The following is a 13014-nucleotide window of genomic DNA, read 5'->3' on the forward strand; positions in this document are numbered from 1 at the left end:
GCTCAGACCGTCAGACCGTCAGTACGACCTTCCCCCGCACCCGCCCCGACTCGCTGAGCCGCCACGCCTCCGCCGCCCGCTCCAGCGGGAACGCCTGCTCCACGCTCACCGTGAAGCGTCCCTCGTCGGCGAGCTGCGCGAGCGCGGTGAGGTCGGAGGAGTCCGGGCGCACCCACACGTAGTGGCCGCCCTTCTCCTTCGCGGAGGGGTCGGTGATCGACACGAGGCGGGACTTGTCGCCCTTCAGCAGGGACAGCGACACGTCCACGGCGTCCCCGCCCACGAAGTCCAGCGCCGCGTCCACCCCGTCCGGGGCGAGCGCGCGCACCCGGTCGGCCAGGCCCTCGCCGTACGTCACGGGCTCGGCGCCCAGCGAGCGCAGGAAGTCGTGGTTGCGCTCGCTCGCGGTGCCGATGACGCGGGCGCCGAGCGCGTGGGCGATCTGCACGGCGGCGGAGCCGACACCGCCGGCCGCGGCATGGGTCAGCACGGTGTCCTCGCTGGTCAGACCGATGCGCTGGATGGACTGGTACGCGGTGAGCCCGGCCAGCGGCACCCCCGCGGCCTGCTCCCAGCTCAGCGTGCGGGGCTTTCGGGCCAGCAGCCGGACGTTGGCGGTGACCAGTTCGGCGTACGCGCCCTTCTGGGCCCAGTCCTTGCGGACGTAGCCGTACACCTCGTCGCCGGGCGCGAAGTCGTCGGCGTCCAGGCCCACCCGCTCCACGACCCCGGCCACGTCCCAGCCGGGGATCATCGGGAACGCCGTCTCCATCAGCGGGTCGAGCCTGCCCGCGGCGAGCTTCCAGTCGACGGGGTTCACCCCGGCGGCCTTCACGCGGACGAGGACCTCGCCCGGGCCGACCTTCGGCTCGGGCAGGTCGACCAGGGCGAGATCGTCGGCGGAGCCGTACTCCTGCAGTGCGATTGCCTTCATACGCTGCCCAACGCGTGCGGGCGGGGGCAGGCTTCCCGGCGTGGGCCGGACGGGGGACGGACGGGGTGACCCGTCCGGGCCGACCCCCGTCACCCCAGCCCTTCATCCGTGCGACGACGCCGACAGCCGGGCCTGCTGCTCCTCCGTCAGCTTCACGTCCAACGCCCCCACGTTCTCCGCCAGATGGTCCGCCGAGCCCGTCCCCGGGATGGGCACCACCGTCGGCGACCGGTGCAGCAGCCAGGCCAGCGCGGTCTGCGCGGGGGTGGCGCCGACCTCCGCGGCGACGGACGCCACCGGGCCGCCCGGCCCCGCGTGGCCGCCCATGGCGACGGGGAAGAACGGCAGGAACGCGATCCCGTGCGCCGCCGTGTGGTCGACGACGTCGTCGTGGTCGCGGGCCGCCAGGTTGTACAGGTTCTGCACGGCGGCGATCGGGGCCGTCCGCCGCGCCTCCTCCAGCTGCTCCACGGTCACCTCCGAGAGGCCGATGTGCCGGACCTTGCCCTCCTCGCGCAGCCGCGCCAGCGCGCCCACCTGGTCGGCGACGGGGTACGCCGGATCCAGCCGGTGCAGGTGCAGCAGGTCGATCCGCTCCACCCGGAGCCTGCGCAGGCTGAGTTCGGCCTGCTGGCGCAGGTACGCCGGATGCCCCAGCGGCACCCACGCGTCCGGGGCGGGTCGTACGACGCCGACCTTCGTCGACACGAAGACCGAGTCCCCGTACGGGTGCAGCGCCTCGGCGAGCAGCTCCTCGCCGGCGCCCAGGGCGTACGCGTCGGCGGTGTCGAAGAGGCTGACGCCGAGTTCGGCGGCCCTGCGGAGCAGGGCGATCGCGGCCGGCCGCGTCACCAACCTCCCCGGACAACACAGCTAGGGCCTCACATCCATGTGAGGTTCCAGCGGATGTGAGGGGGATCACAGATGAAGATCGGCGAGCTGTCCACCCGGACCGGGGTGAGCGTGCGGCTGCTGCGTTACTACGAGGAGCAGGGCCTGCTGGAGTCCCGGCGCACCTCCGGCGGGCACCGTTCGTACGACGAGGGCGCGCCGGAGGTCGTCACCGGCATCCGGCTGCTGCTGGACGCGGGCCTGCCGACCCGGACGATCCGCGAGGTCCTGCCGTGCGTCGAGAACTGCGGCACGACGGTCGGCGACTGCATGGCCGACCGGCTGCGCGACCGGCTCGCCGAACTCGAGGCGCGGCTGGCCGAGCTGGCGACCACCCGCGACTCCCTCGCCTCGCTCCTCGCCGACTCGCAGCGCCTGGCCCCGCTGGAGGCGGCGGCCTGACCACGCGGCGCACCGGGTCCGGCTACCGTGGGCCGGATGGAGACCCTCGACGGCCTGGAGATCCGCTTCTTCGACGGCCCCGACGCGCTGGAGGCGTGGCTCGACGCGCACCACGGCCGGTCCGACGGCATCTGGGTGAAGATCGCCAAGAAGTCCAGCGGCATCCCCTCCGTCCAGCCGGACACGATGCTCGACGTGTATCTCTGCTTCGGCTGGATCACCGGTCAGCGCCGCCCCCTGGACGACGTCCACTATCTGCAGAAGCTCACCCCGCGCCGCCCGCGCAGCCAGTGGTCGAAGGTGAACGTGGCCCGGGTCGAGGTGTTGACCGCGGCGGGCCGGATGCGTGAGGCGGGGCTGGCCGAGGTGCGGGCCGCGCAGGCCGACGGCCGGTGGGAGGCGGCGTACGAGTCGCAGGCCAACGCCACGGTGCCTCCCGACCTGGCGGCGGCCCTCGCGGCCGACGACCGGGCGCGCGCCTTCTTCGACTCCCTGAACAGGACCGAGCGTTACGCCGTGATCGTGCGCCTGCTGCGCTCGCGCACCCCCGCCGCGCGGCAGAAGGAGCTGGAGCGGGCCGTCGCCCGGCTGGCCGCGGGCGACAAGGGGCCCCGATCCTGACGTAACGCCCGGTTCGCGGCCGAAAGTCGACCTGGGCCGACGGGCCCGGGCACCCCCTTGGCGCTGGCATGATGGAATGCGGTGCAGTCGAGGCTCCGGGAGGAATCCGTGGCACGGATGGGTGACGACGGCGGCCTGCTGTCCTGCGCGTTCTGCGGAAAGACCCAGAAGCAGGTGCGGAAGCTCATCGCCGGACCCGGACGGATCTGCATCTGCGACGAGTGCGTCGATCTGTGCAACGAGCTCATCACCGAGGAACTCGGCGACGCGAAGGGCGAACCGCTGCCGCAGGCGCCCGCGCCGCGCGAGATCCACGCCTTCCTCTCGACGTACGTCATCGGCCAGGAGGACGCGAAGCGGGCGCTGTCGGTGGCGGTCTACAACCACTACAAGCGCATCCGCGCCGCGGGCACCGACCACCCCGTCGAACTGGGCAAGTCCAACATCCTGCTGGTCGGTCCGACGGGCTGCGGCAAGACCCATCTCGTACAGACCCTGGCCCGGCTGCTGGGCGTGCCCTTCGCCATCGCGGACGCCACCGCGCTGACGGAGGCCGGGTACGTCGGCGAGGACGTCGAGAACATCCTGCTCCGGCTCATCCAGGCGGCCGACGGCGATGTGACGCGGGCCGAGACGGGGATCATCTACCTCGACGAGTTCGACAAGATCGCCCGCAAGGGCGACAGCCGGTCGCTGACGCGCGACGTCTCCGGCGAGGGCGTGCAGCAGGCCCTGCTGAAGATCCTGGAGGGCGCGGTGGTCAACGTGCCGCCGCAGGGCGGGCGCAAGCATCCGCAGCAGGAGTTCACGCAGATCGACACGACGAACGTGCTGTTCATCGTGGGCGGCGCGTTCGCCGGGCTGGAGGAGATCGTCGAGGCCCGGGCGGGCAGCCGCTCGATCGGTTTCGGCGCACTGACCGCGCCGGCCGCGCAGCCTGACTCCTCCCGGGTACTCCCCGACGATCTGCTGAAGTTCGGCCTGATCCCGGAGATCGTCGGCCGGCTGCCGGTGATCACCCAGGTCGAGCGGCTGGACAAGCACGCGCTCGTCCGCATCCTCACCGAGCCGCGCAACGCGCTGGTACGGCAGTACCAGCGGCTCTTCGAACTGGACGGCGTCCGGCTGGAGTTCACCGAGGACGCGGTGGAGGCCATCGCCGAACAGGCCCTGCTGCGCCGTACGGGCGCGCGGGCGGCGCGGGCGGTGCTGGAGGAGGTCCTCCAGCATCTCATGTACGAGGTGCCGAGCCGGGACGACGTCGACGAGATCGTCGTGGACCGCGATACGGTCCGGCAGAACGTCAACCCGACCCTGGTCCCCCGCCAGCGCCCGTCGGACGCGGACGAGGCCCGCGACAAGTCGGCCTGAGCGGCCACCGGCCCGGGGCTTCGGCGGGACCGCGGGGCGTGGTCCGCGTTACGCTCTGGGTATGACCTGGCGACATTGATCCTCACCTGATCCCGAGCCACGGCGGGCCGCGCGACGGCTGACGGCCGCGCTGTACGCCTATTCCTTCCTGGACGACTTCGTCCTGCTCTACCCCGTGTACGCGCTGCTGTTCGCCGACGCGGGGCTCGACATCGGCCGTCTCTCGTCGCTCTTCGTGCTGTGGTCCGTGACCGGGCTGCTGCTGGAGGTGCCCGCCGGGGCCTTCGCCGACGCCGTGTCGCGCCGGCTGCCGCTGGTAATCGGGCCGCTGCTGACCGCGGCCGGTTTCGCACTGTGGGTGCTGGCCCCCGGCTACTGGTCCTTCGCGGCCGGTTTCGTGCTGTGGGGCGCCAAGGGCGCGCTCGCGTCCGGGGCGCTGGAGGCGCTGGTCCACGACGAGCTGGCCCGGCTGGGCCGCGCCGGTGCGTACGCCCGCACGATGGGCCGCGCCCGCGCGGCGGGGCTGCTGGGCGTGATGGCCGGTACGGGCCTCGCGGGCCCGGTGCTGGGCGCGGGCGGTTACGCCGCGGTCGGCGCGGCCAGCGTCGCGGCGTGCCTGCTGACGGCAGCGGTGGCCGGGCGGTTCCCGGCGGTACGGAACGGGGGTGACGGGGACGACGAGCCGCCCCTGCGGTCCGCGTTCGCCGAACTCCGCCGCAGCTCCCGCGTACGCGGCGCCGTGCTGCTGATCCCCGCCGTCGCCGCGGTGTGGGGCGCCCTGGACGAGTACACGCCGCTGCTCGCCCGCGAGACCGGCGCCGCGGACACGGCCGTGCCCTGGCTGCTGCTGGTCGTCTGGGCCGGCGCGACGGCCGGCGGTCTGCTGGGCGGCCGGTGGTCGGAGCGCCTGCCGGGCGGCCGGCGCCTGGCCTGGCTGCTGGGCGGCTGCGGAGCCGCGCTGGCACTCGGTGCGTGGGTGCGGCATCCGGCCGGGATGGTGCTGGTGGGCGTGGCGTTCTGCGGTTTCCAGCTGGCCGGGGTGGTGGCCGACGCCCGGCTGCAGGAGCGGATCACCGGCCCCGCGCGGGCGACGCTCACGTCCTTCGCGGGCCTGGCCACGGATCTGGCGACGATCGGCGTGTACGGCGGCTACGCGCTGGCCGCCGCGCCCACCTCCCACGCGACGGCCTTCGCCGTCCTCGCCCTGCCCTACGTCGTGGCGTCGGCGCTCGCGCCGGTGCTGAGGAGGGCCTGGACCTCGCCGTAGCCGGGCGTGCCGCCCGGCGCCGCGGGGCACGGCAGCCCGTCCCGTACGGCCCGCGCGGTGGCGACGGCGTCGCCGAGTGCCCGCCGGTACAGCAGCGAGCCGAGGCTGATCCGGCGTACGCCGAGGGCGCGCAGCTCGGGGACGGAGGGGCCGGCGGGCGTGTAGAGGATGTTGAGCGGGACGTCGAGGGTCCGGGTCAGGGCGCCGATCGCCCCGGCCTCGGTCACACCGGGCACGAACACGCCGTCCGCGCCCGCCCGTCGGTACGCCCCGAGCCTCTCCCCCGTCCCGTCCTCCTCCCGGCCCAGCCAGTACGTATCGGTCCTGGCGTTCACGAACAGCTCCGGAACGGCCGCCTTCACGGCCGCCACCTTCGCCGCGTGCAACGCGGGGTCGGTGAGGGTGCCGTCGTCCCGCCCGTCCTCGAGATTGATCCCGGCGGCTCCGACGGCCCACAACTCCCTCGCCGTACGGGCGACTTCGTCCGGGTCGTCGCTGAAACCGCCCTCCGCGTCGACGCTGAACACGAACCCGCCCCTTCCCAGCGCGAGCGCCAGCGCGAGTGTCGCGTCCGCCGCCGCCCCGGTCCCATCGCGCAGCCCGGCGCCGGCGGCCACGCCCAGGCTGGTGGTGCCGACCGCGGGGAACCCGGCCGCTGCCAGCGCCGCCGCGGACGCGTAGTCCCAGGCGTTGGGGAGGAGGAGGGGCTCGGCCCGGTGGTGGAGACGGGCGAAGGGAGTCGTCATACGCCGATCCTGGGCCCGGGACAGTTCGGCGGCGGCCGAAGTGTCCCCGCGCCATCATGGCCGTATGCCTCTCGCCGACACCGCCGCACTGCTCGCCGACCCCACCCGGGCCGCCTTCTGCCAAGCGCTGCTCGACCGGCGGGCCTGGACGGCCGGCGAGCTGGCGCGGTACGCGGGGGTGGGCGCGGCGACCACCAGCGAGCAGCTGAACCGGCTGGTCGCGGGCGGTCTGCTGGCCGAGGAACGGCAGGGCCGGCACCGGTACGTCCGGCTGGCCGGACCCGAGGCGGCAGCGCTCGTCGAGGCGCTCGCGTCCTTCGCCCCGGGCGGCGACACCCCGCGCACGCTGCGCGAGGCGGGGCGGCAGCACGCCGAGGCCCGCGCCCGCACCTGCTACGACCACCTCGCCGGACGACTCGGCGTCGCACTCGCGGACGCACTCGTGGCGCGGGGCCTGGTCGCCGACTCGGCGGGCCTGGCGGTCACGCCCCGGGGCCTGGAGTGGCTGGCGGACACGTTCGGCGTCCGCCCGGCCGGAGGACGGCGCCCGTTCGTACGCAGCTGCCTCGACTGGACGGAACGCAGACCACACCTGGCGGGCGTGCTGGGCGCGGCCCTGTGCACAGCGGCATTCGAACGCGACTGGGTACGCCGAATCGGCACCGGCCGCGCCCTCGCGGTGACCCCCACGGGCGCACAGGCCCTCACCGGTCTACTCGCGCTACCGCAGGACGCCCTGGCCACGCCGCAGCGACCGCCCACCTGAGCCCACCCCGGCGACCGGAGCCGCCCACGCACCGGGGCACGTGGCGCTCCTGCGGAGCGGGCGGCGGCCGAGCAGGAGTGCGCGAGACGGATCGACTCAGGCCACACGCCCGCCGTGCCCCCACGGGCGCGGAAGCCCCGCCCGCCTGCTGGCCTTAACGCAGCACGCCCTGACGACGCCGACGCAGCCGCCGCCCGAGCCCAGCCGCCCCAGCGACCGGAGCCGCCGAGGGCTTGCCCGCGCACGGGGCGCGGGGCGCCCCGCGGAGCCAGTGGCAGCCGAGCAGGGCCGGTGACACCGGATCGGCTCAGGCCGCGCGCCCGCCGTAACCCCCGCCGACGCGGAGGCCCTCGACCGGCTGCTCGCCATACCGCAGGACACTCTGGGCCCACCGCCGCAGGCTGGCCGCCCAAGCGACTGGAGCCGCTGAGGACTTGCCCGCACGAGCCGCCCGCGCACCGGGACACGTGGCGCTCCTGCGGAGCGGGCGGCGGCCGAGCAGAAGTGGGTGACACGGATCGGCTCACGCCGCGCGCCCGCCGTGACCTCCACCCGCACGGAAGCCCACGCCCGGCTGCTGGCCCTAACGCAGCACGCCCTGACGACACCGCGGCCCGCCGCCTGAAGCGTTCGCACCGGCGACCGGAGCCGCTGGGGCTTGCCCGCGCACAGGGCACGTGGCGCTCGTGCGGGGTCGGCGGCAGCCGAGCAGGGCCGGGTGACACGGATCGGCACAGGCCGCGCGCCCGCCGAGGGCTTCGGCCGGCTGATCGGCGTACCGCAGGACACCCTGACCGCGCCGACGCGGCCCGCCGCCCGAGCCCGGCCGTCCGCTGCCCGCCCGTCGGCCGGAGGCGGTCCCGCGCACGGAGGCCCGCCCACGCGCCGGGGCGCGGGGCGCCCTGCGGGGCCGGCGGATGCCGAGCGCGAGCGGTTGCGGCGGATCGGTACGGGCCGCGCCATCGCCCGTAACCCCAACCGGGGCAAGGTCCTCGGCCGACTGCTCGACGTACTGCAAGGGCCCGCCGCCTGAGGCCAGCCGCATCAGTGGCCGGAGCCGTCGGGAGGCTTGGCCGCGCACCGGGGCGTGGCGCCGCTGCGGAGCCGGTGGCGGGCGAGCGGGAGTGGGTGCGGCGGAGCGGCACGGGCCGCGTGCTCGACGCAGCCCCCGCCGGGGCAAGGCCCTCGGCCGGCTGGTCGACGCACCGCAAGGCACCCTGAACTCGCCGGTGCGACGCGCCGCCTGGGACCGGGCCGCACCCGCTCAGGCCGCGCCCTCCCGGTGGGGGCGGTCGGGACCGCTGGGGTCCTGCCTGCGCTGACGCGCTTGCCCGCGCAGCGCGCGCGTGACGCCCCCCGGGGAGCCCGGCCGTCGGCGCGGCGCTCGACGGCAGCCGGGGGTTCGGGGGTGTCCCCCCGGAAGAACCCCCGGCCGGTCCCGTCACATGTTGATCATGTGACCCGCGAGACCGTGGATCGCCTCCTTGACCGCCTCGCCCAGCGTCGGGTGCGCGTGCACGTTGCGGCCGACCTCGTGGACCGTGAGGTCCCACTGCTGGGCCAGCGTCAGCTCCGGCAGCAGCTCCGTCACCTCGGGGCCGATCAGATGCGCGCCGAGCAGCTCGCCGTGGCGGTCATCCGCGATGATCTTGACGAAGCCCACCGCCTCGCCGAGCCCGTGGGCCTTCGCGTTCGCGGTGTACGGGAACTTCACGACCTTGACGTCGAAGCCCTTCTCCCGCGCCTGCGCCTCGGTGTAGCCGAAGGACGCCACCTGCGGCTGGCAGTAGGTGGCGCGCGGGATCATGACGTAGTCCAGCTCCATCGTCTCGACACCCGCGATCGTCTCCGAGGCGATGACCCCCATCGCCTCGGCCGCGTGGGCCAGCATCAGCTTGGCGGTGACGTCGCCGATGGCGTAGATGTGCGGGACGTTCGTCCGGCAGACGCCGTCGACCTCGATGGCGCCGCGGTCGGTCAGCTTCACCCCGGTCTGCTCCAGGCCGTAACCGGAGACCCGCGGCTGGAAGCCGATGGCCTGCAGCACCTTGTCGGCCTCCAGCACCTGGCTCTGGCCGTCCTTGCCGGTGACCGTCACCCGCACCTTGGGGCCGGAGTCGTCGATGCCGTCGACCCGGGTGCTCGTGAGGACGTCGATGCCGAGCTTCTTGTAGCGCTTGGCCAGCTCCGCGGAGACGTCCGCGTCCTCCAGCGGCACCACCCGGTCGAGGAACTCGACGATGGTGACCTTGACGCCGTAGTTGTGCAGCACGTACGCGAACTCGACGCCGATCGCGCCCGCGCCGACGATCACCATGGACTCGGGGAGGGAGTCGGAGAGGATCTGCTCCTCGTACGTCACGACCCGCTCGCTCAGCGCCGTACCCGGGACCAGCCGGGTGGTCGCGCCCGCCGCGATGATGCAGTTGTCGAACGTCACCGTCTCCGTGCCGCCGCCGGTGAGGGCGACCTGCAGCGTGTGGTCGTCGGTGAAGGTGCCGCGCCCGTCGAACTCGGTGATCTTGTTCTTCTTCATCAGGTAGTGGACGCCCCGCACCCGGCCGTCCGCGACCGTGCGGCTGCGCTTGTGCGCCTGGCCGTAGTCGAAGCTCACCTTGCCCTCGACCTGGATGCCGAAGGTCTTCTGCTCGTTGGTGAAGATGTGCGCCAGTTCCGCGTTGCGGAGCAGGGCCTTGGAGGGGATGCAGCCCACGTTCAGGCAGACACCGCCCCAGTACTTCTCCTCGATCACGGCGACGCTCTTGCCGAGCTGCGCCGCCCGGACCGCGGCGGTGTACCCGCCCGGGCCCGCGCCGAGCACTACGACGTCAAAGTGTGCAGTCATGCGTTCCAGACTAGGGCGTGCGGGCGGAGCCGGGCGGCGTCACCCCAGCGCCCCTCCCGCCCGGGCCCTGATGTGCGCCGGCGGCTCCATGCCCGGGGGCAGCGCCGGGTCCGGCACCGGGGTGCCGAAGGACGAGGTCACCGGGAGGTTGCCGGCCCACAGGCCGAGGGCCGCGTCCGGGGAGTCGCCGTCGTCGGGCGGGCCCGCGCTGATCTTCACCGAGGCCTCGGTGAGTTCGAGGGCCAGCAGCGTCGTCGCCGCCAGCTCCTTGCGCGAGGGCTGTCTGGCGTACTCCCACTGGCCCGGGGCGCACTGCTCGGTGAGCGTGCGCAGACCGCGGAGCTTCTCCCGCGGGTCCGTGACCGGACGGGGGACGCCGTAGACCATCGCGCTGCGGTAGTCGAAGCTGTGCTCGAAGACCGAGCGGGCCAGGACTATGCCGTCCAGGTGAGTGACCGTGACGCAGATCTCCGCGTCCGGGGCCGCGAGCAGGCTGCGGGCCGCCACCGAGCCGTGGAGGTAGAGCGTGTCGCCGTCGACGCCGTAGGCGGTCGGCATCACCCGGGGTGAGCCGTCCACCAGTACGCCGAGGTGGCAGATGAAGCCCGCCGCCAGCACCGCGTCCAGGTCCGCACGGCTGCGGCTGCCCTTCTCGCGCAGGCGGCGCAGCCGGGTCCGGTCGGTGACGGGCAGCTCGTCGGTGGTCATGTGCTGCTCTCCCCTGTGCTCATCCAGTGCCGATCACGCTTTGTACGCCGACCGGGGCATCCGCCGCCAGCGCATTACGCGCGCCGATGAGTATCCGGGCGGGCGTACGTCTACCCCTGTACCGGAGGCCGCCGCACCCGATGCGCGGGGGCCGCCACACCCGAAGGAGTGGGCCATGCAGAAGATCAGGACGTTCCTCTGGTTCGACACCCAGGCCGAGGAGGCGGCGGAGTTCTACACCTCCCTCTTCCCCGACTCGAAGATCACCGACGTCCAGCGCTACGGCGAGGCGGGCCCGGGGGAGGCCGGCACCGTGATGACGGTCGAGTTCGAGCTGGCCGGCACCCGGTACATCGCGCTCAACGGCGGTCCCGAGTTCACGTTCAACGAGGCGGTCTCGCTGTCGGTGGACTGCGACGGGCAGGCCGAGGTCGACCGGCTGTGGGCGGCGCTCACCGCGGACGGCGGCGAGGAGGGGCCGTGCGGGTGGCTCAAGGACAAGTACGGGCTGAGCTGGCAGATCGTGCCGGCGGAGTTCACGGAGCTGGTGCGCGACCCGGATCCGCAGAAGTCGGCCCGGGCGATGCAGGCGATGCTCGGGATGAAGAAGCTCGACCTGGAGCAGCTGCGCGCGGCACACGCGGGCCGGGAGGCGTGAGGTGACGGGGGGTCACGGCCCGCCGCCGGGAGCGCTCACGGCGTAAGCGCAAAATCACCCCTGCAACCGGACGCGATCACACGCAATGCGCGCACAAGTGACCCCTTCCGTTCGCCTTGGGGCATCGAGTGGAAACCAAGGGCCGGTCTGCGGCAGAGTGACCTGCTCCGCATGGGTCAGGGAGGTCCGCCGTGAACGGTGCCCATCCGTGGTGGCGGGGACCAAACTGCTGGATGCTGCTCGCACTGGCTGTGTGTACGGCGTCCGCCGTGCTGAACATCGAGGTCGCCGAGTGCCGCGCCACCATCGTGGTGCTCCTCGGCCCCGTGCTGGCGTGTCTGCGTCTGGACCGGCGCCGCACCGCGGTCGTCGCCGGCTGGGCGCTGCTCTGCGGGCTGGGCCCGCTGTGCGGCGCCCTGCTGTGGCCGGAGGTCTGGCCCGGGCTGGACGCGGGATCCCCGCTGAGCGCGGCCGGCCTGTGCGCGGTGTGCCCGCTGACGGTGTACGCCGCCTCGCTGCACACCGCGCTCAACGCCTCGCTGACCGAGATCACCCAGGTGGCACGGGCGGCCCAGGAGGCGATCGTGCGCCCGTTACCCGAGACCCTGGACGGGGTCCGGTTCACCCTCCGCGACCGCCCGGCGGTGCGGCAGTCCGTGTTCTGCGGTGATGTGTACGCCGCGGTGTCGGGGCCGTCCGGGGCGCGGCTGATGGTCGCCGACGCGTGCGGCCACGACCTGGGCACGATGCGGCTGGCGGCGACGGCCGTCGCGGGCTTCCGGGACCTGGCCGGAAGCGCCCCGGACCTGCGGGAGCTGGCCCGCGCGCTGGACAGCAGGGTGCGGCCGGAGCTGGGGCCGGAGGACTTCGTCACCCTGGTGCTGGCCGAGTTCCGGCCGGGCGAGGTCGTGCTGGCCAACTGCGGCCATCCGGCCCCGGTCCGCGCGGGCGGCGGGCGGGTGGAGCTGCTGGAGCCGGCGGCCCCGAGCCCGCCGCTGGGGCTGTGGCCGGACCCGGACCTGCAGCGGGTGCGCTTCCAGGCGGGCGACCGGCTGCTGTTCTACACCGACGGGCTCACGGAGCCCGCCGAGTACGCCGACGCGCCCTTCCCGCTGCTGGAGTACGCGGGAAAGGCGCTGGGCGAGCCGCTGCCGGCGGACGCGCTGGAGCGGATGGAGGCGCTGGCCGTGGACCGGGCCCGCGGCCCGGAGCGGGCGGACGACATACTGCTCGTGCTGTGCGAGCAGGCCGAGGAGCCCGACCCGGACCGGCGGGCGGCCGGTGGTCACTCCACGACGATCTCGACCGGGATGTTGCCGCGGGTGGCCCGGGAGTAGGGGCAGAACTGGTGGGTGGTCTCCACCAGGTCGCGGCGCACCGCCTCGTCGAAGTGGTCGGGGAACTCCACGCGCAGGGTGACGGCGAGCTCGAAGCCGCCGTTGCCGTCGGAGCCGAGCCCGACCTCGGCGGTGGTGGACACCTCGGAGACGTCGAGCTTCTTCTTGCCCGCTATGGCGCCCATCGCGCTGGCGAAACAGGCCGCGTAGCCGACGGCGAAGAGCTGCTCGGGGTTGGTGCCCGTGTCGCCGCCGCCCAGCTCCCTGGGCAGGTCCAGCTGGACGTCCAGCTTCCCGTCGGAGGTGAAGCCGCGTCCCTTGCGGCCGGTCGCGGTGCCCACAGCGGTGTACAGGGCGCTCATGGAGGTTCCTTCCGTCGGTATCCGTCACTGGACGGACAGCCCCATCACTGAACAGACAGGTCTGTCTGCCTTGCTTCGAACCAGATACTAGACAGACCTGTCTGGT

General features: G+C 73.8%; 14 protein-coding genes. 8 read left to right on the forward strand and 6 right to left on the reverse strand.

All coding sequences use genetic code 11. The features are described 5' to 3' along the window. Positions 1 to 10: 10 nt before the first annotated feature. Both AB0M28_RS00470 and AB0M28_RS00475 read right to left on the reverse strand, forming a co-directional pair. Positions 11 to 934, reverse strand: coding sequence for an NADP-dependent oxidoreductase (locus AB0M28_RS00470; protein ID WP_365395272.1), 924 nt, complete (start codon positions 932 to 934; stop codon positions 11 to 13). Between the two features lie 102 nt (positions 935 to 1036). Beyond that, positions 1037 to 1786, reverse strand: a complete 750-nt coding sequence (locus AB0M28_RS00475; RefSeq protein WP_365395275.1) for an aldo/keto reductase — start codon at positions 1784 to 1786, stop codon at positions 1037 to 1039. Between the two features lie 72 nt (positions 1787 to 1858). Between AB0M28_RS00475 and AB0M28_RS00480 the strand changes: the two genes are divergently transcribed. The 4 genes from AB0M28_RS00480 to AB0M28_RS00495 all read left to right on the forward strand — a co-directional run bounded on the left by AB0M28_RS00480 (position 1859) and on the right by AB0M28_RS00495 (position 5486). Further along, the gene (locus AB0M28_RS00480; protein WP_365395278.1) at positions 1859 to 2227 is read left to right on the forward strand and encodes a MerR family transcriptional regulator; all 369 of its coding nucleotides are present in this window, start codon (positions 1859 to 1861) and stop codon (positions 2225 to 2227) included. A 36-nt stretch (positions 2228 to 2263) separates the two neighbouring features. After that, positions 2264 to 2848 carry a YdeI/OmpD-associated family protein gene (locus tag AB0M28_RS00485; protein ID WP_365395281.1) on the forward strand — a complete coding sequence of 195 codons (585 nt, stop codon included), beginning with the start codon at positions 2264 to 2266 and terminating at the stop codon, positions 2846 to 2848. A gap of 108 nt (positions 2849 to 2956) precedes the next feature. Next, positions 2957 to 4219, forward strand: coding sequence for an ATP-dependent Clp protease ATP-binding subunit ClpX (gene clpX, locus AB0M28_RS00490; protein WP_365395284.1), 1263 nt, complete (start codon positions 2957 to 2959; stop codon positions 4217 to 4219). Positions 4220 to 4394: 175 nt separating this feature from the next. Beyond that, a complete protein-coding gene (locus AB0M28_RS00495) occupies positions 4395 to 5486 on the forward strand; it encodes an MFS transporter (RefSeq protein ID WP_365395287.1) in 1092 nt (363 codons plus the stop codon). On the opposite strand, the gene AB0M28_RS00500 is transcribed toward AB0M28_RS00495, so the two are convergent. Further along, positions 5429 to 6232, reverse strand: a complete 804-nt coding sequence (locus AB0M28_RS00500; RefSeq protein ID WP_365395290.1) for an isocitrate lyase/phosphoenolpyruvate mutase family protein — start codon at positions 6230 to 6232, stop codon at positions 5429 to 5431. The genes AB0M28_RS00495 and AB0M28_RS00500 overlap by 58 nt on opposite strands. Before the next feature lie 64 nt (positions 6233 to 6296). Between AB0M28_RS00500 and AB0M28_RS00505 the strand changes: the two genes are divergently transcribed. Further along, the gene (locus AB0M28_RS00505) at positions 6297 to 6998 is read left to right on the forward strand and encodes a winged helix-turn-helix domain-containing protein (RefSeq protein WP_365395293.1); all 702 of its coding nucleotides are present in this window, start codon (positions 6297 to 6299) and stop codon (positions 6996 to 6998) included. A 718-nt stretch (positions 6999 to 7716) separates the two neighbouring features. Next, the gene (locus tag AB0M28_RS00510) at positions 7717 to 8031 is read left to right on the forward strand and encodes a hypothetical protein (RefSeq protein ID WP_365395296.1); all 315 of its coding nucleotides are present in this window, start codon (positions 7717 to 7719) and stop codon (positions 8029 to 8031) included. Between the two features lie 408 nt (positions 8032 to 8439). Here the strand turns inward: AB0M28_RS00510 and lpdA are convergent, their stop codons facing one another. Together lpdA and AB0M28_RS00520 are read right to left on the reverse strand one after the other, a co-directional pair. Next, positions 8440 to 9843, reverse strand: coding sequence for a dihydrolipoyl dehydrogenase (lpdA, locus tag AB0M28_RS00515; protein ID WP_365395299.1), 1404 nt, complete (start codon positions 9841 to 9843; stop codon positions 8440 to 8442). A gap of 39 nt (positions 9844 to 9882) precedes the next feature. Continuing rightward, positions 9883 to 10551 carry a pyridoxamine 5'-phosphate oxidase family protein gene (locus AB0M28_RS00520; RefSeq protein ID WP_365395302.1) on the reverse strand — a complete coding sequence of 223 codons (669 nt, stop codon included), beginning with the start codon at positions 10549 to 10551 and terminating at the stop codon, positions 9883 to 9885. A gap of 175 nt (positions 10552 to 10726) precedes the next feature. On the opposite strand from AB0M28_RS00520, the gene AB0M28_RS00525 reads away from it, so the two are divergent. Together AB0M28_RS00525 and AB0M28_RS00530 are read left to right on the forward strand one after the other, a co-directional pair. Then, positions 10727 to 11209, forward strand: coding sequence for a VOC family protein (locus AB0M28_RS00525; RefSeq protein WP_365395305.1), 483 nt, complete (start codon positions 10727 to 10729; stop codon positions 11207 to 11209). A gap of 233 nt (positions 11210 to 11442) precedes the next feature. Continuing rightward, positions 11443 to 12546: a PP2C family protein-serine/threonine phosphatase gene (locus AB0M28_RS00530; RefSeq protein WP_365395308.1), complete on the forward strand. Its 1104-nt coding sequence runs from the start codon at positions 11443 to 11445 to the stop codon at positions 12544 to 12546. Here the strand turns inward: AB0M28_RS00530 and AB0M28_RS00535 are convergent. Next, positions 12495 to 12908, reverse strand: coding sequence for an organic hydroperoxide resistance protein (locus AB0M28_RS00535; RefSeq protein ID WP_365395311.1), 414 nt, complete (start codon positions 12906 to 12908; stop codon positions 12495 to 12497). The two genes, AB0M28_RS00530 and AB0M28_RS00535, sit on opposite strands and share 52 nt — an antisense overlap. Positions 12909 to 13014: the final 106 nt, after the last annotated feature.

This window comes from Streptomyces sp. NPDC051940, assembly GCF_040680895.1.
In the GTDB taxonomy this organism is placed as follows: domain Bacteria; phylum Actinomycetota; class Actinomycetes; order Streptomycetales; family Streptomycetaceae; genus Streptomyces.